This is a genomic window from Ruegeria sp. AJ12, from assembly GCF_056536245.1.
Genome location: NZ_JBQFJJ010000002.1, coordinates 36,411 through 60,284, shown reverse-complemented (window position 1 = coordinate 60,284; position 23,874 = coordinate 36,411). Strand labels below are relative to the sequence as shown.

Sequence of the window (23,874 nt, the reverse complement as noted above, 5' to 3'; positions counted from 1 at the left end):
TAGCGCTCGGAACACCGGGCATCATTGATTGATCCGGCTTCGCAGCCTAAGAGAAACTCCGGATGCGCTTTTGCGTCCGCATTTTTGCTGAATTTGAGAGGCACCATGGCACGCAAGGTTACCAAGGCGATTTTCCCCGTGGCCGGACTGGGCACACGGTTTTTGCCGGCGACAAAATCGGTTCCGAAAGAGATCATGACATTGGTCGACCGCCCTTTGGTGCAATATGCCATCGACGAGGCGCGCGCAGCGGGCATCACCGAATTCATCTTTGTCACATCACGCGGCAAATCCGCGTTGGAAGACTATTTCGATCACAACCTCGTTCTGGAACAAGAGCTAAAAGCCAAAGGCAAGGACGCACTTTTGGAAACGCTGAACGCGACCAACATGGAAAGTGGTGCAATCGCTTACATCCGCCAGCACAAGGCGTTGGGGCTGGGTCATGCCGTCTGGTGCGCACGGCGCCTTATCGGCGACGAGCCTTTTGCCGTGATGCTGCCCGACGATGTAATTGCGGCGGAAAAGCCCTGCCTGCAACAGATGATCGAGGCCTATGAGGAAACCGGCGGCAACATGGTCGCCGCCATGGAAGTACCGCCAGAGCAAACCAGCTCTTACGGCGTTCTGGATGTCGGCGACAATATTGGCACCGTGGTACGTACCAAGGGAATGGTGGAAAAGCCCAAACCCGAGGAGGCACCGTCGAACCTCGCCGTGATCGGCCGCTATGTTCTGGGACCCTCAGTTCTGTACAACCTGAACCAAAAGAGAAAAGGCAGCGGTGGCGAAATCCAGCTGACAGATGCAATCGCCGAAGACATCGGTAACGGCGTTCCCGTGTTTGGATACAAGTTTGAAGGGCAACGGTTCGACTGCGGCTCGAAAGCCGGCTTTTTGCAGGCAACTGTGGCCTTTGCACTGGCCCGCGACGACCTGCGCGACGACCTGAGCCAATACCTCAATGACATCGTGGCCACGGGGAAAGCGGCACAGTAACCGAATGCCCTTCCCCTGCCGGTCAATTAAGGCGATACCGTCTGCAAATCGGCGGCCAAAGGTACGTGCATCATGACAAACATCCACCCCGTCATCCTCTGCGGCGGCTCGGGCACCCGTTTGTGGCCTCTCTCCCGAAAAAGCTATCCCAAGCAGTTTGTGCCGCTGATCGGCGAGACCAGCCTGCTGCAGGATTGCGCCGAAAGGATGCGTGGGCCGAAGGCTGCGCCGTATGCCAAGCCTTTGATTCTAACCAACGAAGCCTTTCGTTTTGTGGTCCCTGAACAACTCACCGCAATTGGCGTGGACCCCGGCCCGATCCTGATCGAACCCGAAGGGCGCAACACCGCCCCGGCGGTCCTGGCCGCCGCGTTGTATCTGGCGGCCAAGGACCCTGACGCCATCATGCTGGTTGCCCCGTCTGACCACGTTGTGCCGGACAAATCAGCCTTTCATCAGGCGGTGGCCGAGGGCGCCCGCACCATTGTTGAACGCGGTGATCTGGTGACGTTTGGCATAACCCCGGACCGGCCAGAGACCGGCTATGGCTATCTAAAGCTCAGCCAGACTCCGGACGGCACTGGCGCTGCGGTGCCATTGGATCGGTTCGTCGAAAAACCCGATCTGGACAGCGCGAGGTCCATGCTGGACGCCGGCAGCTATCTATGGAATTCGGGCATTTTCCTGTTTGCCGTTCGCGATATCATCGCAGGGTTTGAACGCTATGCCCCTGCCCTGATCGAACCGGTAAAACACGCCGTGGGCAACGCCGTGGCCGATCTTGGCTTTCTGCGGCTCGACGCTGTGGCCTGGGCCGGGGTCGAAGATATCTCGATCGACTATGCCGTGATGGAAAAGGCGCCGAACCTGAGCGTTGTTCCTTATGCGGCCGGATGGTCGGATGTCGGCAGCTGGACAGCTGTGCAGGAGCTGACCCATCCCGACGCGCAGGGCGTCGCAACAACCGGGGACGTGACCACAATCGACTGTCGCAATGTGCTGGTACGGTCGGAATCGCCGTCGCAGGAAGTTGTGGCCATGGGTCTTGAGAACATGATCGCCGTGGCCATGCCAGATGCCGTTCTCGTGGCCAGTATGGACAAGGCACAGGATGTCAAACAGGCCGTCGCGGCGCTCAAAGCCAAGGGTGCCAAACAGGCAGAATCCCTGCCGGTGGACCACCGCCCCTGGGGTTGGTTTGAAAGCCTTGTGATCGGCGACCGGTTTCAGGTCAAACGCATTCATGTGCACCCCGGCGCGTCGCTCAGCCTGCAGTCTCATCACCACCGGTCGGAACACTGGATTGTGGTGGAAGGCACTGCAAAGGTCACCATTGATGAGGATGTGCGCCTCGTCTCCGAGAACGAGTCGGTCTACATCCCTCTGGGCGCGGTGCACCGGATGGAGAATCCGGGCAAAGTGCCGATGGTGCTGATTGAGGTGCAAACCGGGACATACTTGGGTGAGGACGATATCATCCGCTACGAAGACATTTATGCCCGCAAGTAACCTAGCGGGTCATCGTCGGATCATCTGCGCGAATCTCCAGCTCCCGTAGAATCAGGTCGGGGCGGTTTGCCCTTCAACACCTGCGACAGAGCGGGTGTTACCGCGTGTTTGTTTCCACATTGGAAATCTGAGGTTAACAAACCGATTTCGAGGCGTTCGGGCAGGTCAGACGGGATTTACGGGCATCGCTGCAGGGTGGCGCGCAATGACAGTGTCGGACCGACAGCCACAGGAGGATGCCCATGTCCCAGACCTCACCCCGATTGACCCTACCCTTTTTGCAACCGTCGCAGGCGCAAAAACATGTCACCCACAACGAAGCGCTGCGCCAGTTGGATCTGGTGGTGCAGCTGAGCGTTGTCGCCACCAACGCAATCAATCCACCAACCGCGCCGGAACAGGGCGAAGTGCATGCCTTGGGAGCAGCCCCGACCGGAGACTGGAACGGCCACCCGGGTGAACTGGCCGCATGGCTGGACACGGCCTGGCATTTCGTTACGCCGGATACCGGTTGGCGGGCCTGGGATCAGGCATCCGGGCAATTGAAGGTCTGGGACGGGGCCAACTGGATCGAACCCCCGGTTTCTACTCAGAACCTCGACGGGCTGGGCATCGCCACGGGCTATGACAGCACAAATCGCCTGTCGGTGCGCGGCCCGGCCACCTTGCTCAGTCACGAGGGCAGCGGGCATCAGCTGAAAATCAACAAGGCCGGTGCGGGTGACACCGCCTCGCTGCTGTTTCAGTCAAACTGGACCGGACACGCGGAAATGGGTTTGTCGGGCAATATCGCGTTTTCCATCAAGGTGTCGCCCGACGGCGGCAGCTGGATCGAAGCGTTGACGATTGATCCGGCGACGGGGATCGCGAGCGGCTCAGCCGTGCAGACCAGTGCCGACGATACCACATCAGGACGTCTGATGCGCGCCGATTTCGGATATGGGCCCGGCAACCTGTTGGGTTCTGTTTCTGAGTCTTCCGGTGCGCCGACCGGTGCTGTGATCGAGCGCGGCAGCACATCGACTGGTGACTATGTCCGGTTTGCGGATGGCACTCAGATCTGTACGGCCATGCAGAACCCCGTGGCGTGTGCCACCGCTGAAGGTGCCCTTTTTTCCAGCGATTCAGCGACTTGGGATTTTCCTATCTCTTTCGCAACCGCACCCGTCGTCAGCGGCAGCGGCGGTGCCACAGGCCGCTTCCTTGGACTGGACGCCCCAACACTCGCACTTGTGACCTATAAGGTTCTGTCGTCTGTGACGGACGCAACCACGTTGGCGCCCACGATTACCGCCATCGGCCGCTGGTTCTGATGAACGTTTCGCCTGGGCCGCGTGCCCGGGCGGTCAACTGGCCCGCAGATTTGCTGTCGGCTGCTTCAAATACCACGCGTAGGTCTCACGAACACCGTCTTCGAGCCCGATGCTGGCGCGCCATCCCATATCCGCCAGACGCGACACATCCATCAGCTTTTGCTTGGTGCCATCCGGCTTGCTCGTATCCTGCGTGATCCGGCCATTGAATCCCACAACCCCAGCCACAAGTTCCGCCAGCTCCGCAATCGAGACATCCGACCCGTAGCCCACATTGATATGGCTGAGCATCGGCTGCGTATTGGCTGCGTAGACATCCCGCGGCAAGTCCAGAACGAACAGGGATGCCTCTGCCATGTCATCCACGTGCAGGAATTCGCGCCGCGGCTTTCCGGTCCCCCAGATCGCTACTTCATCCAACCCGTCGCGCTGCGCCTCGTGGAACCGACGGATCAACGCTGGCAGGACATGGCTGTTCTCGGGATGAAAATTGTCCCCCGGCCCGTACAGATTGGTCGGCATGACCGAGCGATAGTCGACCCCATGCTGCCGATTGTAGCTTTCGCACAGCTTGATCCCGGCAATCTTTGCGATGGCATAGGGCTCGTTTGTTGGTTCAAGAACCCCTGTCAGCAGGGCGTCCTCGCGCATGGGCTGCAGAACCTTGTGGGGGTAAATGCACGAGCTGCCCAGTTGCAACAGATGTCTGACCCCTGCTGCAAAAGCCTGATGGATCACATTGCATTCGATCATCAGGTTTTCATAAATGAAATCAGCCGGGTACGTGTTGTTGGCATGGATGCCACCCACCCTGGCCGCTGCCAGGATCACGACATCCGGCTGTTCCGCCTGCATGAAGTCGCGCACGTCCGTCTGATTGGTCAGGTCCAGTTCGGCATGGGTGCGGGTGATCACCTCCAGCGCCTCGCCCGCGGATTGCCGATCCTGTAGCCGTCGGAGGATGGCGCCTCCGACCATACCGCGATGCCCTGCCAGATAGATCTTGCGCATGACGCCCTCCTCAGCCGTTTTCCAGGCTGACAGGCAGGTCATAGCCGTGCTGTTTCAGCAGCGCGTGGCGCTTGGCGGTTTTCAGGTCCTCGCGCACCATTTCTTCGCACATGTCCTGCACGGTCAGTTCCGGCACCCATCCCAGTTTCTGCCTTGCTTTCGAGGGATCCCCCAACAACGTCTCAACTTCCGCCGGACGGAAGTATTGCGGGTCGATCCGCATGACCACGTCCCCCGGTGTCAGCGCGGGGGCGTTGTCGCCATCAATATGTTTGACGGTCGCAACCTCATCAACGCCGTCGCCCGTGAACTCGACCACAACGCCAAGTTCGGCAGCGGACCATTCGATGAATTGACGAACGGAATACTGCACGCCTGTGGCAATCACGTAATCCTCGGGCGTGTCCTGTTGCAGCATCATCCACTGCATCCGCACGTAATCCTTGGCATGTCCCCAATCGCGCAGACTGTCGATGTTGCCCATGTACAGGCACTCTTCGAGGCCCTGTGCGATATTAGCCAGGCCGCGCGTGATCTTGCGCGTCACAAAGGTCTCGCCCCGGCGCGGGCTCTCATGATTGAACAGGATCCCATTGCAGGCATACATCCCGTAGGCCTCGCGGTAGTTCACTGTGATCCAGTAGGAATAAAGCTTGGCAACGGCATAAGGCGAGCGCGGGTGGAACGGCGTTGTCTCTCGCTGCGGCGTTTCCTGCACCAGCCCATACAGCTCGGACGTCGACGCCTGATAGAACCGCGTTTTGTCCTCCAGCCCCAGAAACCGGATCGCTTCCAACAGGCGCAGGGTCCCGATGGCATCCACATCCGCCGTGTATTCCGGGGATTCGAAACTGACCGCCACATGCGATTGTGCCCCGAGATTATACACCTCGTCCGGCTGAACCTGCTGAATGATTCGCGTCAGGTTCGAGGTGTCGCTCAGGTCACCGTAATGCAGGTGCAGTTTCGGGTTGGGCTCGTGCGGATCCTGATAGATGTGATCGATGCGCTGGGTGTTGAATGATGATGCCCGCCGCTTGATCCCGTGAACTTCGTATCCTTTTTCCAACAGGAACTCGGCCAGGTACGATCCGTCCTGGCCTGTTATGCCGGTAATCAATGCCGTTTTGGTCATATCTGAGCCCTTAAGTGCAATTGCGCCTGTTTATGGTCTCAAAAACAGCAAGAATCTGTGGAATGCAACCCAAGGCGCCGCTCAGGCATTGAAACCGGCGCCGGATTCCCTGATTGTGCGCGCGCCACCAGCGGTAATTGGTAAGAAGGATTTTATTAATGCGTATTGCGATGATCGGCACAGGCTATGTGGGTCTGGTGTCCGGAGTGTGCTTCTCGGATTTTGGCCATGATGTGATCTGCGTCGATAAGGCGGATCAGAAGATTCAGATGCTGCAGGCGGGCGAGGTTCCGATCTATGAGCCGGGACTGGACGTGCTGATGGCCAAGAACGTGGCCGCCGGACGCCTGAGCTTTACCACCGATCTGGCCGCTGCCGTTGATGGCGCGGATGCGGTGTTCATCGCGGTGGGCACGCCAACCCGGCGCGGCGATGGTCACGCTGATCTGACCTACGTGATGGCCGCCGCCGAAGAGATCGCAAACGCGGTGACCGATTACACAGTGATCGTCACCAAATCGACCGTTCCGGTCGGAACCAACCGCAAGGTGCACGCAGTCGTTTCGGCCGCGAACCCAAAGGCAGAGTTTGATGTCGCGTCGAACCCGGAATTCCTGCGCGAAGGCGCTGCGATCGACGATTTCATGCGCCCTGATCGCGTTGTTGTCGGCGTCGAAAGCGACCGTGCTGCCGAAGTGATGGCGGAAATCTACCGCCCGCTCTATCTACGCGATTTCCCGATCCTGACCACGGATCTGGAAAGCGCCGAAATGATCAAATATGCCGCCAATGCTTTTCTGGCAACCAAGATCACCTTTATCAACGAAATCGCAGGCCTGTGCGAACGCGTCGGCGGTGACGTGAAAGAGGTCGCGCGCGGCATCGGACTGGACGGCCGGATCGGCAACAAATTCCTGCACGCGGGTCCCGGCTACGGTGGATCGTGCTTTCCCAAGGACACCGCCGCGCTGGCACGGATCGGGCAGGAACACGCACATCCGATGCAGATCACCGAAACGGTCATTCGGGTGAATGATGAAATCAAAAAGCGGATGATCGAAAAAATCCGCGAGGCCTGCAGCGACAGTTTCAACGGCAAGACAGTTGCCATGCTGGGTGTGACCTTCAAACCCAACACAGACGACATGCGCGACGCGCCGTCATTGACCATCGTGCCAGCCCTCATCGGTGGCGGCGCCAAAGTGAAGGTCGTTGATCCACAGGGACGGGCCGAGGGCGAAGAGCTGCTGCCGGGCGTGGAATGGTCGGACGATCCGTATGAGGCGGCAAAAGACGCGGATGTCGTCGTGCTACTAACGGAATGGAATGAATTCCGGGCCCTGAACCTGACGGATCTGGCCGGGGCCATGAAGACCCCCAGAATGGTGGACCTGCGCAATATCTATTCTGAGGGCACCGTGATGAAATCAGGATTTGAAGCCTATGTTGGGGTCGGACGCTGACCGCCCGACCTAACCGACATTTATTGAGGGCGTATCACAGGGCCGCAGTCCAGACCCGGTAGCGGCCCTGCCCCGTTACCTCACGGATAAGACCGCGCCGGGTGAACCGGTCGATGTTTCGCTGAACCGCCGCGCGCGAGGCCTGCGTCAGGTCTTCGGCCAGCGGGGCCGAGACCATCGGCCAGGCGGTCAGCACCTCGATCAGTCTCGGCGGGGTGCGACCGCTCAGGTCTTCGGTTGCCTCGCGGGCGCGCTCTTCCCAGGTGCTCACCCGGTCAAGATGCAGCAGCGCAGCCAGCACCGCCTGCCCCGCCCCTCTGATCCAGGCAGCCAGCTTTTCATCCGCCTCGCCAACACCGCGCAAAGCGCCGGGGCCTGACAGGGCCAGCGGCATGAACATCGCCCCGCCCCGCCCCATGCCTGCCGCGTGTCGCGCGGCAATGATGGCAGCTTCGGTGTCCTGTCCGATCCCTTGTGACAAGGCGCGCCACGCGTGAAACGCCATTGCCGCCTGCGTCACAGGATGCAGCCCGTCAGCATTGCGCATGACCTCGGCCAGATCAGCCACCGCCTCCGGGACGTCCTCGATCCCCTGTGCCATTCGGTCCAGAAACGCGGTCAGGCCAGCGTCCCACCCGCCAACCGCCGGTGCTGCGCCCGAGGTCAACCGGCGAACCGCCCAGCCCGCCCGGAACAGGGCCTGCACATCATCGCTGGTCGCCCCGATCCGCAGACCGGTCCACAAGGCCAGCCGGTCGACGCTGATCCGGTCGCCGGTCCACCAGCCCAGATCGGACACGTCCATCAGGGCCAGCCGATGCGTCCAGCCATCCGGCCCAGCCCGCAAGCGTTCATCCAAAGCTCCGAATGTCACCGCCAGATCGGCCAGCTCAACCGACAGATCCGCCTGCGCCGCGCGCCAGTCGCGCGGATCAAACAGCATACGCCGATCAGCGCGTGGCCCGGGCGGCAGGAAATCCTCCTGCGGTTCGTCCTCGTCGGGCGGCAGAAACCAGAGGTCATCCTCGTCGGGCGCGTCGGCATCATAAATGCTGGGAGGCCCCACATCCTCAGCCTCGTCATCCGGAACAGACCTGACAGGTTTCGATTTCATAAGTGACATTCTTCGGGCATTTCAAAAGCTCCACAAGGGGTTTTCTGAAATGCCCTGAGACACCGGACGATCAGCTGGAAAACGTGTCCGTCAGAACATCCAGCTTTTCACCCAGATCGGTCTCGGCATCAGCACCCAAAAGCATGTAACCATACCCGTCCCGCGCCCATGTCGCGGTCGCCAGACCGCTCAGGACCGCCTGCTGCATGTCCTTGTTCGGGGCGCCCGGACCTTGCCGAATGACGCAGAACGCCAGCGGCTGACCCTGTTCGTCTGCAAACACAACCTGCACCAGCGGCTTGCCTTTGAATGACAATATCTGAGCCCGCTTCAGATCCAGCCCCGGCAACGCCTCGAGCGCTTCGCGATTCAGCGAACGGCCAAGCTGTTCCTCGGCCTGCGCAAACTGTTCGTCCAGAGACGCGGGAGAGCTGTCGAGCGACGAAATCGTTTCCGGCACATAGAGTGACTGGTAGAGCGCGGCCTGTTCCGCCCATCCCATCTCGGCCGGGCGCGTCGCCCAGTATGTTGCCGACACGGCGATTACCGCAACCGACGCGGCAATGGCCAGCAAACGCAACGGTCCCCCGGAATAAGCTGGCGCCGACGGGGTCGATTCCGGCAACTCCACATGTGGTGTCTGGGCGGGCACCTCTTCAAAAACCTTCTGAACCACCGGCGCAAACGGGTCGAGCGCCATCAGACGCTGCTCAAGCGCGACATCGGCCTCTACCGCAGCCTCAATGGCGCGGCACTGGCCCTCGTCCAGGCTGCCTTCCAGATACGCCAACAGCGTCTCGTCGGAAAACGTCATTTGCCACTCCGTTGCGCGGCATCTGCCGCATCATGCTGCATTACGGTCCTGAGTTTCTGCCGGGCATTTGACAGCCGGCTCATGATCGTACCGATAGGAACCTCCAGCAAAGCAGCGGCTTCGCGGTAGCTGTATCCCTCGACGAAGACAAGCATGACCGTTTCCCGCTGCGCTTCTGGCAGCTGCATCACTTGGGTAAACACTTCAGACGCGAAAATATTCGTTTCTGAATCGGGTCCGGTTGCAACCAAATCCGCCTCGGGCGTGACCGACAAGGCCTGAGCGCGGCGTACCGACCGCGCGCGCACCTCGTTCAGCCAGATCGACCGGCAGATTGTCATCAGCCAGGAATCCAGCCGCTCATGCGAATTGACCTGATGATGACGCTCTAGCGCGCGCAGGCAGGTGGCCTGCAACAAGTCATCGGCCACGTCCGATGCGCCTGACAGGGCCAGCGCAAAACGCCAGACACGTTTCGTATGCGTCTGCACCGCACTCCGCACGGCCTGTTCGGAACTGATTTCAGCGCCCATCGAATAAAACGCGACCTGTGTGTGTTTGTCATTCACGGACCGGGCCCGCGGGGTCAGGACTGACATACACCGTGGAGGAATGAAATGAAACTTCTGTTCAAGGCAGTCACGATTGCGTCGGCAATTGTTGCAACCCCGATCTGGGCCACAAGCTGGACGCTTGTGCCGGACGGGTCTCACCTGGCTTATGGCACCATCAAGAAAGACACTGTGGGCGAGGTGAATTCATTCACCAACCTCAGCGGTCATGTCAGCCCGGACGGCAAGGCCGAGATCGAGATCGATCTGTCCTCGGTGGAAACGAACATCGACATCCGCAACGAGCGGATGATCGAGTATGTCTTTCGCAAGGCCGCCACCGCGAAGTTGACCGCCGCGTTCGATATGGACGAGGTTTCCGCCCTGGGTGCCGGGCAATCCACGACCGTCGATGCCGATGCGGTTCTGGCGCTTGCCGGCGTCGACGTGGAATTCACCGCCGAGATGTTTGTACTGCGTCTGTCCGAGACATCGGTTCTGGTGTCGACCAATGACATGGTGTTTCTCAGCACCGAAGACGCGGGGGTGAATGTCGGGGTCGACAAGCTGATGGAACTGGCCGAGCTGCCGGGCATCACCCGTACTGTTCCCGTGACCGCGCGGCTGATCTTTAAAATGGATGACAAAAAGGCGGAGGCGGCGCCTGAGGCCACCACAACCGTTGCTGCGGTCGGTGGGGACATCAAGGCTGGCAAGAAGGTCTTCGCCAAATGCAAGGCCTGCCATCAGTTGAAAGAAGGCCGCCACGGAGCCGGGCCATCGCTGCATGGCATCATCGGTGCCACTGCCGGACAGGTCGATGGATTCAGGTTCTCCTCACCCTTGCAGGACTCCGGCATCATCTGGACCGTCGAGACCCTGACCGCATTCCTCGCTGATCCCAAAGGGTCCGTACCGGGCAACAAGATGCAATTCCCCGGCCTGAAAAAGGACGCCGACATCACCAATGTCATCGCCTACCTGCAAGCCGAAACGCAGGGCTGATCCCCTTTCGAAGAAAACCGGTTTCCCCAACCCATCTGCCAAGCTATCCCTTGTAAAACATCACGCGGGACAGGGGAAAATCATGAGCGATACGGTCACGTTGAAACTGGACGACATCCGACCGTTCTGCATGGATATCCTGACCAGATCCGGCTTTGGCTCTGCTCACGCGTCGGCGATCGCCGATACGCTGACCACCTGTCAGATCGACGACTGCCAGTCTCACGGGTTGTTTCGCCTGTTCATGTGCGCCCAGACCATTCAGGCCGGCAAGGTCGACGGTCATGCAGAGCCTGTTTTGAAACCTTCGGACAACGGCATCGTTCATGTGGACGCGCAGAGGGGGATGTCGTTGCTCGCATTCGAACAGGGTTTGCCGGTGCTGGTCGAGAAGACACGCACGCATGGGATTGCGGCCATGGCCCTCAACCGCTGTTTCCATTTCTCGGCGCTCTGGCCCGAGGTGGAACGCCTGTCTGCCGCAGGCTTGGCCGCGATGGCAATGGTCCCCAGTCATTCCTGGGTCGCCCCTGCCGGGGGCACGCGCGGAAGCCTGGGCACCAACCCACTGGCATTCAGCTGGCCGCGACAGGGCAAGGACCCGTTCACCTTCGATTTCGCCACCAGCGCCTTTGCCCGGGGCGAGATCGAGCTTTACCGGCGCGCGGGCAAGCCCCTGCCCCGCGGCGTTGCGATCGACAAGGACGGAAACCCGACAACCGATCCGCAGGCCGCCATGGACGGCGCGATGCTGACCTTCGGCGGCTACAAGGGGTCCGCCCTGTCGATCATGATCGAACTGCTCGCCGGACCGCTTATCGACGATCTGACCAGCCTTGAAAGCATGGAATTCGCCGAAGGCACTGGTGGTGCACCCTATCACGGCGAGATCATCCTGGCCTTTGACCCCGAGCAGTTCAGCACCGGTCGGGTTTCTGAAAACGATGACCGGGCCGAGCGTCTGTTCGCAGATATTCTGGATCAGGGCGCCCGGCTTCCCTCACAGCGCCGGTTTGAGGCCCGCGCCAGAAACACGGCGCGGGGTTCGTCGAGATATCCAAATCTCTGCACGATGATTTGCACGACCTGAAGGATAGTCTGTAGTCGGGCCTCTTTAACGTTGTGCTGCCCCGAATTGGCTAGTGTCGATAAAGGTCGCTCATTCGCAACGCGGCGACTTCAAAATTCTTCGTACCCGCAACCTTCTGGGCGATCTCCGAACGCGAGGATGTCGGGGAGAATTGACACGTTTGCGACCCTTGATATTGACAAAGCACAGTCGAAAATCTACGCCCAATCCTGAACGGACGATAACAGCCCGCGCCAGATTGCGCTGTCTGCACAGAAGCAGCAGCACCCAGCCAGCAAACAACACTAGCCTGCAAATCAGATAAGTGCCGCCTGTGCGGCCTCTGATCGGTTTGGATATGTCGACACGCAATGTCGTGCATGTTCGACCAGCAGCAGGCCCTGGCGAAGAAGAAACGCAATGACGCTCTACACCATTGATCGGGTCCAGGCCTGTCACAGCCCGATGGGTGTATGGCCGCCCTTGCAACGGAGCACCTTATGCAAACCCGTCTGATCCTGATCGCGGCACTGATCGCTTCACCCCAGACTTTGGCGGCGCAAGATACGCCGGCGGAGCCGGCACCGGATGTACCCGTCATCGAACCGGTCCAGCCGGCCCTGCAGCAACCGGAGGCTGGCCCTGCCCTTCTCCCATCGGTCGAGGCAGAGGGCATGGTTGACAGCATTCAGCCAGGGGAAACAGTAACACCACTCCCCCAACAGGAGGAGCTGCTATTGGCAGCCCAGGATGCCTCGGCCAAAGCGACCGAATTTCTGCGCACCGGAGGGCCGTCGATCTGGGTTATCGCGGCCCTTTCGATCGCCATGGTTGCCCTGATCCTATGGAAAACCTGGCGTCTGGCTCTGATCGGCGCCTGGTCGCGGGGCAAAGCGGGTTTGGCTGTCGATCTGTTCGAAGCCGGCGATACCGAGGCGGCTCTGGCCACTGTCCAGGGACGAAGGGGGGTGCGCTCCAAAGTTGTGGCAAATGCGATCCTCGCTATTGGCAGGCTGCCCGAAAGCCGGGCCCGCGAGGATGTCTCTCGCGTCGCAAAGCGTGAAATCGCCAGCGCAGCAGCCGGGTTGCGGGCGCTGGAACTGATCGCCACGATTGCCCCTTTGCTGGGGTTGCTGGGCACCGTCCTGGGCATGATCACCGCGTTCCAGGCGTTGCAGGACTCGGGTAACCGCGCTGATCCCGCCTTGCTGGCAGGCGGCATCTGGGAAGCGCTCTTGACCACTGCCGCCGGCATGGCCGTAGCGATCCCGGCGGCAGCCGCGCTGACATGGTTCGAGGCGGTTATCGACCGCATGCGCCGCGATGTCGAAGACGGCGCAACCCGGTTGTTTGTCGCGATAAAACCGACCGAACTCAAGCTGGCAGCCGAGTGATCGCATGCAGTTCGCACCGCCGGCCAAACCCAGACGCAAACCCAGCCTGACACCCATGATCGATGTGGTGTTTCTGCTGCTGGTGTTCTTCATGCTGGCATCGCGCTTCGGAACGGACGCCATACTGCCACTGCCTTTGGCCGCGACGGGAGGCGAATACACCGGACCGCCGCGGCTGGTCGATATCTTGCCGGACGTTGTGCTGCTGAACGGCATCGCAACCGCAGACATTGCTGGCGATCTTGCCCCGCTGATGCAGGCGCCCACCGACATGTTGATCCTGCGCGGCAGGGACGGTGCGACGCTGCAACGGATCGTAACTGTGACCGAAGCGCTGCATGACGCAGGCTATTCTTCGGTCGTCATTGTGGAATAGCGCGATGGATTTCTCGGACCCACCCCGCAGACCCCGTCCTGAAGCCATTGTGCCAATGATCAATGTCGTGTTCCTGCTGCTCATCTTTTTCCTGATGGCGTCGAACCTGATGCAGCCGGACCCTTTCGAGATTACGCCGCCCCATTCGGCTTCTGATGTCGAGCCCGAAGCAGAGCACATACTCTATGTCGACAAAAATGGGCACATGTCGTTCGACAAGGCCGAGGGGGTCGCAGCGTTGACTGCAGTGACTGCGATCAGCGAAGCCGGGGCGAACCTCCGGATCCGCGCGGATGGAGAACTGGAGGCCAGGGTACTGGCTGGTTTGTTGAGCGATCTGGCACAGGCTGGGCTGAACAGAGTCGAGTTGATGGTGATGCCGCAATGAAACGCTGGTTGGAAGTTCCTGTGTTCGTGGCCCTCGCTGCCACGCTGCATCTGATGGCATTTGGAGCCCAACCGAACTCAGGTATCACGGCGGGCGGTAGCGGTGGAGATACATCGGTGTCCATTCAGGGTGCAGCGCCAACTGTGGTGGAGATGGTCCGTATGTGGGAACGTCCACCGGTGATACAGCCACCGCCGGAACAAGACCTGATACTGCGGCCACGCCCGCCAACCGGCATGCTCACCGTGCCCGATTTTCAGATTGATCAGGCCCCGCGTGCTCAGATGACCACTGCCATGGTACCACCGGAGCAACATGAAGATGTGCAAATCGACACCACACCCCCGCCCCCTCGGCTGGAACCTGAGGTTCAAGCCCAGCCCCAAATTGAACCAGGGCAAAGACCGCTGAAACCGCCCGAACCAGAGGCCCGCAAATCTGACGTGGCGTCGGCTGGGGCCGCCAAGCAAGTCTCGGCTGGATCGGGTGGTGGAGCGCACGCCGGCACAGATACGGCAAAAGTGACCACCGGTTCCCCCGGGCAGAAGGCGCAGTTGCAGGCCGTGTGGGGCGCGAAAATCCGCGCGCGCATTGAACGCAACAAACGTTATCCGCGTGGCACCAAAGCCAGTGGGGATGCCACCGTGGGTCTGACAGTGTCACGCGACGGGCGCCTGATCTCGCACCAGCTTACACAATCCTCGGGCGACCCAATTCTCGATCAGGCCGCGCTGAGCGCAGTTGCCCGAACGAAACGGGTCCCCAAAGCCCCCAAAGACCTGATCGGTAGCAGCTTTCGGTTTTCTGTGCTGATCCGGATGACACCGGGACGTTAGCCGACACCTGTGCGCCCCGCCCGGGTCAATGCGTGAGGTCAAAACCGTTCCCATTGCTCATTTTATTTTCCTTCCATCAAAATCACGGTTGCAGCATATAATGCTCATTATTTCGTCTTTTTGCACACAACATTGGAAATTACATGACTGACGTTCCGACATCGGCATCATTCGGCGTTACAATCAAAAATCGCAGCGGCCTCTGGCACCGTCGTTTGAACCCAGTTCACCCTCGGTGGTTTCGCCGCGAAACTACTCGAGATACCGCGCGACCTGTTCGACCAGTTGCTGCGCCTCTTCTATCGTCAGATCACGACCCTGAACACGAATTCTCACGTCGCCTGCCGAGACCTCGGAGACAATCTTGCCGCCGCTCGACAGTATCTGCGGGGCCAAGCGCTGAACCTGTTGTGGCCGTCCACCGCGGGACTTGTCTCGTTCAGGTTCCGGACCTGCCTTGAGCGCAGTATCAAGAACCGACCATTCGGATTTTGCGTCCAGCTCCCCTGCCCCGGCCAAGGCCTGACGCAATTCGGATTGGGCCCCATCCCGCAATGCCGCGGCCAGTTTAAGCCCCGCCTTTTCCGTCAGGGCCACCGGGTGCTGCAGCAAGTCCCCCAGGGCTTCGTGAACCATTGCAAAGCCCCGCACCTTGGACCGCTTAGCCTTGGAGGCGGCTGCGTACAAAACATCGATGGCCGCATCTGAGGATGGGAACACCCCCTGCCCCGCGGCCAGCACCGCGATCCGGCCCCGCTCATACGGGCTGAGGTTTGATCGCAGCTCGTTCTCTTCGACCATCGACACGTAAGCGCCCTGCCCTGTCCCGGCGTCACGCACAAAGGCCGGAATCTCAGCAAATCGCGGATCCGTTTCGGACAGGCGCCGAAAAGCATTCAGACGCCGGAAGCCGGATATCAGACCATAGCCTTCTGCATTCTGCGTGACCTCGATTGGTGTGCGCAATCCATGAACGCGTAAAGACTCCAGCAGTTCCGCCATCGCCTCTTCATCTTCGACCATCCGGTCGCGGCGAATGAAATCGGCATCGATCTGATCCAGCGGCACCATCTGCGCGACAAGCCCCGCGTCCTGCGCATCGCGCCACCGCTCTGCGTCGCCCTGATCCTTGGCCAGCGCAACCCTATCGGTCACACCCGCCATACCGTTCAGCGAGGCCGCCTCGGCCGCAACCTGCGCGATCGGTGGCGGCCCGGATTTTGTGTCAAACGGACTGATCGACGGTTTCGCCGCGAAACCGGCCTCAAGCTGCTCCAGTTCCGCCGTGTCCGGTGCGCTCAGTCTTCTGCGTTTAGCCATCTGCCTCTCCTCCCATCTGGGCATCGCGCCACCAGCACCCGATCAGAACCTCTTTGAATTCCGCATACGTCCGGTCAAACGTCTCCCGCCCTCGCACGTAAGTGTCCCGGTTGAAATCGCGATAATCTGCCTCGTAAATGCCGTTCACCTGCTCGCCCGCCTGTCCGACCAGCGCCGTGTAGTCCTGACGGTATGCATTCATGAAATCCCCGAAATAGGCCTGGATCACGTTGGCCATATCGGTCTGCTGACTGGCGTCGAACCGGGTGATAATCGCCCGCACTACATCCCATTCGAACTTGAGTTCCGGTAAACCCGCCGCCCGTTGCGCGGCGTTCTCGCCATCCTCGATGCTGGCAAAGGTCGTGTAGAGCATGTCAAAGAACCGACCCGTGGAATCGAACTCCAGGAATGACGCCCCAAGCGGCACGAGCAGGATGTCCGCGGCAGCCAGCGCATTGATCGTCAGGTACCCAAGTGCAGGAGGGGTATCGAGTATGACGATGTCGTAATCGCTCAACACACCTTCGTCCTGCAGAAAGTTGGTCAATCCATCCCACAGCGGCCAACTGCGCAGGCCCATGCGCCAAACCGGGATCTGAAATTCAGCCCAGTACAGGTTCAGCTGGGCACCGATCAGATCTATATTGGGCCAGTGCGTGTTCTGAATAACGTCGCGGGGCAGGGTGGTCAGCGCCTCCTGCAAGGTTTCGTCCAGCGGAATCTCCGGCTGACCGGCCGCATTGCGCACCCGGTTTTCTTCCTGCACCGCACGGGCATAATCCTTGGCGATCAGCGGAAAGACCGTTTGCCACTCGTCAGCGACCCGCCCACCCAATATCGATGTCATCGACCCCTGGCTGTCGAGATCAACGACCAGCACCTTGTAACCGTCCAGCGCCGCCGACATGGCCAGATGCGCTGCGGTCGAGGTTTTGCCCACGCCGCCCTTGAAATTCGCCACAGCCACGACCTTGGCGGGCAGGTTGTCCGGCCGATAGGGCAGATACTCCTTGGTGCTGACACCTTCGGCGGCGAAATGCTTGCGCAGGGTCAGGACCTCATCCAGGGTAAACCATTTGGATCCGGCTTCGCCTTCACCCTGTGGCAATTCCGGATTTGCTTTCAGGACCCGGCGCAGATGCGCTGGTGCCACCGGGATCAGGTACTTTGTGATTTCCCAGATAGAAAACCGGCGCAGGCGCTTTTCGCCGTCCGGAGCATATCCCCGACGGGCGAGGTCTTCGCGGCCCTTGGCGCAGAACGCTGCCGCTTTTGCGAATCGCGATGTCCCGATAGGATCAGGCAACTTTGCCGCCGCGATCTCCGGATCCAGATTCAGATAGGGCGGCAATGGAGGTTGCGTAGATTTGTTCACTGTCGATGCCTCAGATAATGTTCGCCTTTGCGGCGTATATTCGGAAATGTAGCGAACATTTCACCGCACGGCTATCCTTCATGTCAGCTTTTTCCACAGAAGAGTTAAATCGCTTACGGTTTCGCCGCGAAACTGCAATGAATTTGAGAGAGAGGCACACCAAAGAGTTTATTCTTTTTGGAATGTTTAGAATCTTTACCACCATTTAATTGTTATAAAACAAATAGTAAGGTGTACTTGAGCACCTGTTTCCGGTTTCAAGAGAGCCCAAATACAGGATCAAAGGTTCCCGTTTGCGGGATCAGGGGTACCAGAGTCCGGGAACACGGGTCCCGATTCGCGGGATATTACGAATACACCGTCAACAGACCCTAATCAGGCCGCTTGGGGGCCTGTTTTCGATCTTCGGGAGTCCCTTGCGGCTCGATCCGAGTCGCGGCTTTGTGGATAACCTGCTACCCGGAGCGTTAAGGTACCTGTCTACGGGATTCCCACCATCCCGTATTTGGGCACCCAAAACAGATTGATCCACGGGTACCTTTCATGGCACATATATCAAAACGAGCAGTCAGGCAGAATCATGCCGGATACAACATTGGACATGGACAGTCTTTCGGGCGCCCTGCGTCGGGAGACGGTCAAAAAGAACGTTGCCGCCATTCACATCAGCGGCAAGCTTTCGTTATTGCAACGGAAGCTGTCGAACGTCCTGTTGCTCAACGCCTATGACGCCCTGACATCGGCTGCGACCCACACGATCGACGCGCGGACGCTTGCGATGATGGTGGGTTACAATTCAAACGATTTCGACACGTTGCGCGCCAGCCTCAGAGCGTTGGCCGAAACAGTCGCCGAATGGGACATGCTGGATGAACAGGGGCGGCAGGAATGGGGTGTCTCTTCGCTGTTGAGTTTTGCCAAGCTCAAGAATGGTATCTGCGAATACGCCTATTCGCCTGCCTTGGCGCAGAAGCTCTATGATCCGAAAATCTATGCCCTGATCAATGTTCAGATACAACGCAATTTCAGTTCGGGGCATGGTCTGGCCCTGTATGAGAACTGCTATCGTTTCGTACGCACCGGGTCGACGGGCTGGTGGTCACTGGAGGTGTTTCGTAAACTCATGGGTGTGGATGGCAGCGACTATTACAGCAGCTTCAAGCACCTTAACGCCAAAATCATCAAACCAGCGGTCGCAGAGGTAAACAAAAGCTCGGACATTCTGATAAAACCCGAGTTTCAGAAGAAGGGCCGCACCGTCATGGACATCCGGTTTGCGATCAAGGGCAACCCTCAGAAAGCGATGTTCGAGATCGACGACAGCGACGGGGTACGCAATCTGCCAGTCTACAAGTTGCTCAGACAGCAGGGCGTGTCGGACCGTTTGGCGCGCCAGTGGATTGCCGAACATGGCGAGGATTACGTGCAGCAGAAGCTGGATTACGTGAGTGGACAGGATGGCGTGAAGTCAACGTTGGGATATCTGTCGGCGGCTCTGCGCAACGACTATCACGTGCCTGACGCAACGCGTAAGGCCGAACCCAGCCCCGAGGCCGTTGCCGCAGCGGAACACCGCCACGCTGAAAAGGCGCAGGAAGACCAGGCCTACGCCGCGCGCATCGCGGAACGCGCCGAGCGCGCGCGCAAGCTGTCGATTGTCGAGGACTTGGTTTCGCGGCGAAACCCGACCCAGCGTGACGCAGACAAGCGCCTGTTCATGAGCAGCCTCGACAATGATCTCGACCGGGAACACTTCCGAGCGCACGGATGGCGCTCGGGTCTCAACGCAACCGCGATCTTCGCATTCTGGCAAGAACTCGAACCGGACGCGTTCACTTTTGAGGCTGAAATGTGATGTCCAATGGGGCAGGGCGGGTCTGAACAAGGATCGTTGAGGAACCTCCAAACGAGATGTATTGCGCATTTTGCCCTAATTTTGCCCGTTAAACCTCTTTGAGTCTTTGAACTTGCACAATCTTGACCCCGTCCGCGGCCCATCGCAGCCCTTGACGTTGCCACTACCTTGGCCGGCTCTGTCGCGAACTTTGGTCGGTATGTTGCGCCTCTGGGTGTTTTGATCCAATTGGTGGTTGGTCTGTGCCGATCTAGGCTCAGGAGTCATGGCCAATGAATGACAATTGCCGCGAGAGCGATGGCTGAAAGGAAGACCTTGGGGCAACGGTCGTAGCGTGTCACCACACGGTGCCAGTCCTTCAATCTGCCAAATATGATCTCAATCCGATTGCGGCGTTTGTAGCGGCACTTGTCGTATCGGACAGTTGTCTTGCGCTGTTTGCGGCCTGGGATGCACGCGCGTATCCCTTTGTCTTTCAACGCTTCTGTGAACCAATCGGCATCATAGCCGCGGTCACCCAGCAACCATTCGACATTGGCAGACGGCTGACCAATGCCCTTGCACCGATGTAGTCGCTGACCTGACCGGCGGTGACTAAACAGATACAAAGGGTGTCATTTGCCATTGTGCTTGAACCAATGGCGCACCATGGCTCATCTGTCACAAACCGCATGCAGCTTGGTATTCATGCCGCCCTTGGTGCGCCCGATCAGACGTCCACGTCCCCTTTTTCACCGCAAGGCTGGACGCTGTGCGATGGGCTTGAGGCACGTTGCATCCATTGCCCGGCAGGGCATCACGCAGTGATGCCCTCAGAGGGATCATGACCGTCTTCTGCTCGTCGTGTTCCGCGGCAAGACCGACCAACATCTGGGCAAAGATACCTTTGTCACTCCATCGCTTCCAAAGATTATAGAGCGTCTTGTGTGGTCCATATTCCCTAGGTGCATCGCGCCACCGTAACCCCTTGCGATTGACAAAGGTAAACCCACTCAAGACACGCCTGCTGTCAACGCGAGGTTTGCCGTTGCACTTTGGGAAGAAGGGCTCCAGACGCGCCATCTACTCGTCACTTAACCAGAAAAGATCGGACATGTTCACTGCCCGTTTTGAACGCGATGAATCACGCAACCAAACGGAAATCAATGGGTCCTGAGCCTAGAAAGGAAAAGTCACGTGCAGTGCAGAAAGCCGTTGAAGCAGCACCGGTTCTCTAAAGAACTGACTTTGCTGGCGGTCCGCTGATACTGTCGTTGTTGGTTTTCCTATCGCAATGTGCTTGATCTTATGGCTGAACACGGGATCATAGTTGATGCGACGACCATGTCTCGTTGGGATTGAGATTTTGGGCCAGAAATCCTCAGACCTGCTTACGGCCAGCATTGATTCTAGCGGGGCTTACAATGGCACCTGTGTTCGGGTCAACGGCAACACCAGTTAGCTGTAGCATGCGGTGGTATTCTGGAGCAGAAACGGATCTGACGATAGAACGGGCGCGAAACTCCATAGCGGTGCCCTTTGAAAAGACGCCATAATGGTGTTGGTTGAGAACTCGTGAATGAAAAGCGAAAGCCAACCTATAACCTGGAAGCGATCAAATCGACCTTCAGTTCTGCAAAGAGGCTAAACGCGCTCAGTTCGGCGAGTCGCTCAGCAGCAGAGCTTAGGTTTGGAAGTGGTGAGATTGTTGAGGTTATCCAGTTTATCGACAGACGCGATTTTCAGAAGTCAATGAAGGTCTGTTTTGTCCCGCTGAGCGGCCATTGCCTGGGTCGATGCGACAAGTCCAGTGTGCGGGACGAAGCTACCATTCGCTGCAGCCGACAAAGTCAAAACAGATCGCGAAACTTTTTGCTTAATCCGTGCTTTCTGGCGTCAAAGTTAATTGTTCTGAAATCATTTTTCACCAATCCGGTAGCGGTTAAGTTAGATTTTTGAGAGGTGGCGATGACTTTTCTACCAGTTATATCCGGCTCTGGTATCGGTGCGCTCACCTTTCTGAACAGGACAAGAGATCAGCAAGAAAGCGTTTTGAGAGCAACCGGAGACGTGGCTCGAGACCTGGAGGCCGTCCGTAATCGGCTGACAAACATACAAAATGTCGACGAGTTGCTTGATGATCGTCAGGTTCTGCGGGTGGTTTTAGGCTCTGTCGGGCTTGAGGACGACATCAACAACACCGGTCTGTTGCGGAGTATTCTGCTGTCCGATCTGAATGATCAAAGGTCGGTGGCCAACCGGATTGCAGATCCAAGGTACCGTGAACTCGCGCAACTGTTCAACTTCGGCGCAGGCACCGGTGCAAGCCTGCCAGGGTCAACAGCGGCTGACACGCTTTCACCTCAACTGCAGGCGCTGGGGTCTGTTGACGATCTCTTTCAACGATCCAACAACAGGCTTTTAACGCGCGCCCTTGAGGTTTTCGGCCTTGAGGACGACGCTGGCAAGACAGTGTTTCTGCAACGCGTTCTGAACTCCGATCTTTCCGATGAAACATCGCTGGTCAACCGCCTCGGAGACCAGCGATACATCGACTTTGCGTCCGCCTTTCAGGGCAATGTCGATACGCTGCCGCAGCAATTGCGGGGCAAGGTTTCGGACAAGGTCGCCGAAACACTGCGCGCCGCAAAGCGCGGAGAAGATGTGACCGCCGACCGCAGAGTTCTGAATGCAGTTTTGGTCCAGTTTGGGTTGGAAGATCAGATCAATAACACACGGCTGATAAATGACGTTCTAAACAGCGACTTGGCCGATCCGGGTGCCCTTGCAAATCGGCTTGGTGACCCACGCTTCCAAGATTTGGCCAGAGCGTTTGATTTCGTGGGGCGTCGTGATGACGAAACATCAATTTATGCGTTTGCAGAGCTTGCGCAGAAAAACCCAGACAGCCTGACATCCGCAGAGGCTTTTCTTGAAAACGAGGTGCTCTTGAACACGACGCTCGCCGTTTTTGGGCTGGACGCTGAACCGGTGGACAAGGATCTGCTCAGATCCGTCCTGACAGCGGATCCTCTTGATGAAAATTCCGCTATCAATCAAAGCGAGAACTCAAAATACGTCGCGCTGGCAAGTGCTTTCGATTTTGGAGACCAGCTCGCCCGCCCCGACCCCGCAAAACAAAGCCGCATAGATAGGCTGGTTGATGCTGTTGCGCGGCGCAATACGCCGCCCACAACAATCGATGCTGTTTTCGGGGATCCGAGGTTACTGTCAGCCGCAATCGCTCTCTTTGATCTCCCTCAGGATGAGAATTCTGCAGGATATACGCGCAGGCTGCTGTCGAGTGATCCGACGTCTCCGCTCTCGACCTATCAATTGGCGCCGGACGCGAACTACAGGCATTTCTATGATGCGCTCAATCTGCAGACAGGTGAGCAGGCATACGCATATCCCGAAGGATTTACCGATGCCGTCATCAACTCCTACATTGAGCGCCAGTTTGAGATATCGGTCGGTCAACGCGACAACGATATGAGGCTGATGCTGGCGCTTGATCGAGATCTGGGTGTCGCCATCAGTCAAATAAGTGGAAACGATGGGCGATGGTTTCGCGTGATTGGAACGCCGTCTTTGCGTGCCGTCTTTGAAGGGGCGCTTGGCCTGCCGGACGGCATTGGTCAATTGGACATTGATCGCCAATTGAGAATATTCAAAGACAAGTCACAACAGGTGTTTGGAACGGCAGATCTTGTGGAGATTGGACAACCCGGCAATCTGGAAGGGGTGCAAAGAAGATACCTGGCGCTTTCGTTGATCGGCCAGACCGGAAGCACCAGTCCGGCAAGCTCTGTGCTTTCGTTGCTCTTGTAGCGGGTGACGGTCGAGACCTTCATAAGGTCCTTTGCGCACAACATGGCGCCAAAAGTACTGGGCTGGATTAAACCCTGGAGCGCGCGGCGACAGCACCCGCGTACGCGAAACGTTGCAGCGCATTGCGTATGAGCGCTGGCAATCGGATGCGATGGTTTTCGGGCACGGCACAGTCAGACCCGGAGCGCATCTTGTTGAGTACATGCCGATCGGCAGCCATCACACCTGGTACGGGCTATTATTTGTCAAAGGCCTGACCGGATTTGCCGCGTTTCTCATACCGTTTCTGGTTCATTTCTCGGTCGTCACCCTGGACGCAATAAGGTTTGAGCGAGGCAAACTCCCGGTGGGGCTGCTACTTACCATTCTCCTCCTTACCTTTGGAGAAAACGTTGAGGTTCAAACCTATTTGCTCTGGCCAACCCTATTGGCGCTCGGCTGTCATCTGAGAGAGATCAAATCAGTATATCGAGGTTCTGGACATATAGCCAGCAAATGACGAGCGCTGCGAGTGCGATGGCAGACAGAAAGACT

Annotated in this window: 21 protein-coding genes and 1 pseudogene; 14 read left to right on the top strand and 8 right to left on the bottom strand. The window is 58.5% G+C overall.

The features are described 5' to 3' along the window. Positions 1-105 precede the first annotated feature (105 nt). The 3 genes from galU (at position 106) to ACR3E0_RS20585 (ending at position 3,821) form a co-directional block, all read left to right on the top strand. Positions 106-999 (top strand): UTP--glucose-1-phosphate uridylyltransferase GalU, encoded by an 894-nt coding sequence (gene galU / locus ACR3E0_RS20595; protein ID WP_480481238.1) that lies wholly within the window; start codon positions 106-108, stop codon positions 997-999. Between the two features lie 72 nt (positions 1,000-1,071). Next, entirely contained in the window at positions 1,072-2,508 is a 1,437-nt protein-coding gene (locus tag ACR3E0_RS20590; RefSeq protein WP_480481236.1) for a mannose-1-phosphate guanylyltransferase/mannose-6-phosphate isomerase, read from the top strand. 242 nt (positions 2,509-2,750) lie between these two features. Next, entirely contained in the window at positions 2,751-3,821 is a 1,071-nt protein-coding gene (locus ACR3E0_RS20585; protein WP_480481234.1) for a DUF2793 domain-containing protein, read from the top strand. Between the two features lie 33 nt (positions 3,822-3,854). Here the strand turns inward: ACR3E0_RS20585 and fcl are convergent, their stop codons facing one another. Together fcl and gmd are read right to left on the bottom strand one after the other, a co-directional pair. Further along, positions 3,855-4,832 (bottom strand): GDP-L-fucose synthase, encoded by a 978-nt coding sequence (gene fcl, locus ACR3E0_RS20580; protein ID WP_480481232.1) that lies wholly within the window; start codon positions 4,830-4,832, stop codon positions 3,855-3,857. Between the two features lie 10 nt (positions 4,833-4,842). Next, positions 4,843-5,967 carry a GDP-mannose 4,6-dehydratase gene (gene gmd / locus ACR3E0_RS20575; protein ID WP_480481230.1) on the bottom strand — a complete coding sequence of 375 codons (1,125 nt, stop codon included), beginning with the start codon at positions 5,965-5,967 and terminating at the stop codon, positions 4,843-4,845. Between the two features lie 158 nt (positions 5,968-6,125). Here gmd and ACR3E0_RS20570 point away from each other — a divergent pair, with 158 nt between their 5' ends. Continuing rightward, the gene (locus ACR3E0_RS20570; protein WP_480481228.1) at positions 6,126-7,430 is read left to right on the top strand and encodes a UDP-glucose dehydrogenase family protein; all 1,305 of its coding nucleotides are present in this window, start codon (positions 6,126-6,128) and stop codon (positions 7,428-7,430) included. Positions 7,431-7,464: 34 nt separating this feature from the next. Here the strand turns inward: ACR3E0_RS20570 and ACR3E0_RS20565 are convergent, their stop codons facing one another. The 3 genes from ACR3E0_RS20565 to ACR3E0_RS20555 form a co-directional block, all read right to left on the bottom strand. After that, positions 7,465-8,544, bottom strand: coding sequence for a helix-turn-helix domain-containing protein (locus ACR3E0_RS20565; RefSeq protein ID WP_480481226.1), 1,080 nt, complete (start codon positions 8,542-8,544; stop codon positions 7,465-7,467). 70 nt (positions 8,545-8,614) lie between these two features. Next, positions 8,615-9,358, bottom strand: a complete 744-nt coding sequence (locus ACR3E0_RS20560) for a hypothetical protein (protein ID WP_480481224.1) — start codon at positions 9,356-9,358, stop codon at positions 8,615-8,617. Continuing rightward, positions 9,355-9,957 carry an RNA polymerase sigma factor gene (locus ACR3E0_RS20555; protein WP_480481222.1) on the bottom strand — a complete coding sequence of 201 codons (603 nt, stop codon included), beginning with the start codon at positions 9,955-9,957 and terminating at the stop codon, positions 9,355-9,357. Before ACR3E0_RS20555 ends, ACR3E0_RS20560 begins: the two co-directional genes overlap by 4 nt. 18 nt (positions 9,958-9,975) lie before the next feature. Between ACR3E0_RS20555 and ACR3E0_RS20550 the strand changes: the two genes are divergently transcribed. From ACR3E0_RS20550 to ACR3E0_RS20525, 6 genes are all read left to right on the top strand, one after another. After that, a complete protein-coding gene (locus ACR3E0_RS20550; protein ID WP_480481220.1) occupies positions 9,976-10,914 on the top strand; it encodes a c-type cytochrome in 939 nt (312 codons plus the stop codon). 82 nt (positions 10,915-10,996) lie between these two features. After that, entirely contained in the window at positions 10,997-12,004 is a 1,008-nt protein-coding gene (locus ACR3E0_RS20545; protein WP_480481218.1) for an Ldh family oxidoreductase, read from the top strand. A gap of 479 nt (positions 12,005-12,483) precedes the next feature. Next, complete coding sequence (locus ACR3E0_RS20540) at positions 12,484-13,377, top strand: MotA/TolQ/ExbB proton channel family protein (RefSeq protein ID WP_480481216.1); 894 nt, start codon at positions 12,484-12,486, stop codon at positions 13,375-13,377. Between the two features lie 4 nt (positions 13,378-13,381). Beyond that, positions 13,382-13,753 (top strand): ExbD/TolR family protein, encoded by a 372-nt coding sequence (locus ACR3E0_RS20535; RefSeq protein WP_480481214.1) that lies wholly within the window; start codon positions 13,382-13,384, stop codon positions 13,751-13,753. A 55-nt stretch (positions 13,754-13,808) separates the two neighbouring features. Then, entirely contained in the window at positions 13,809-14,141 is a 333-nt protein-coding gene (locus tag ACR3E0_RS20530) for an ExbD/TolR family protein (protein WP_480481212.1), read from the top strand. After that, on the top strand, positions 14,138-14,977 hold the full coding sequence (locus ACR3E0_RS20525; RefSeq protein WP_480481210.1) for an energy transducer TonB: 840 nt from the start codon (positions 14,138-14,140) through the stop codon (positions 14,975-14,977). Before ACR3E0_RS20530 ends, ACR3E0_RS20525 begins: the two co-directional genes overlap by 4 nt. A gap of 252 nt (positions 14,978-15,229) precedes the next feature. Here the strand turns inward: ACR3E0_RS20525 and ACR3E0_RS20520 are convergent, their stop codons facing one another. Next, entirely contained in the window at positions 15,230-16,297 is a 1,068-nt protein-coding gene (locus tag ACR3E0_RS20520; protein ID WP_480481208.1) for a ParB/RepB/Spo0J family partition protein, read from the bottom strand. Further along, entirely contained in the window at positions 16,290-17,675 is a 1,386-nt protein-coding gene (locus tag ACR3E0_RS20515) for an AAA family ATPase (RefSeq protein WP_480481206.1), read from the bottom strand. Before ACR3E0_RS20515 ends, ACR3E0_RS20520 begins: the two co-directional genes overlap by 8 nt. A gap of 580 nt (positions 17,676-18,255) precedes the next feature. Between ACR3E0_RS20515 and ACR3E0_RS20510 the strand changes: the two genes are divergently transcribed. Next, positions 18,256-19,530 carry a replication initiation protein gene (locus ACR3E0_RS20510; protein ID WP_480481204.1) on the top strand — a complete coding sequence of 425 codons (1,275 nt, stop codon included), beginning with the start codon at positions 18,256-18,258 and terminating at the stop codon, positions 19,528-19,530. Positions 19,531-19,793: 263 nt separating this feature from the next. Here the strand turns inward: ACR3E0_RS20510 and ACR3E0_RS20505 are convergent. Continuing rightward, positions 19,794-20,592: pseudogene (locus ACR3E0_RS20505) on the bottom strand (IS5 family transposase). 492 nt (positions 20,593-21,084) lie between these two features. On the opposite strand from ACR3E0_RS20505, the gene ACR3E0_RS20500 reads away from it, so the two are divergent. The 3 genes from ACR3E0_RS20500 (at position 21,085) to ACR3E0_RS20490 (ending at position 23,839) form a co-directional block, all read left to right on the top strand. After that, positions 21,085-21,468 carry a type II toxin-antitoxin system MqsR family toxin gene (locus tag ACR3E0_RS20500; protein WP_480481202.1) on the top strand — a complete coding sequence of 128 codons (384 nt, stop codon included), beginning with the start codon at positions 21,085-21,087 and terminating at the stop codon, positions 21,466-21,468. Positions 21,469-21,579: 111 nt separating this feature from the next. Beyond that, entirely contained in the window at positions 21,580-23,340 is a 1,761-nt protein-coding gene (locus ACR3E0_RS20495; protein ID WP_480481200.1) for a DUF1217 domain-containing protein, read from the top strand. A 31-nt stretch (positions 23,341-23,371) separates the two neighbouring features. Next, the gene (locus tag ACR3E0_RS20490) at positions 23,372-23,839 is read left to right on the top strand and encodes a hypothetical protein (RefSeq protein ID WP_480481198.1); all 468 of its coding nucleotides are present in this window, start codon (positions 23,372-23,374) and stop codon (positions 23,837-23,839) included. Positions 23,840-23,874: the final 35 nt, after the last annotated feature.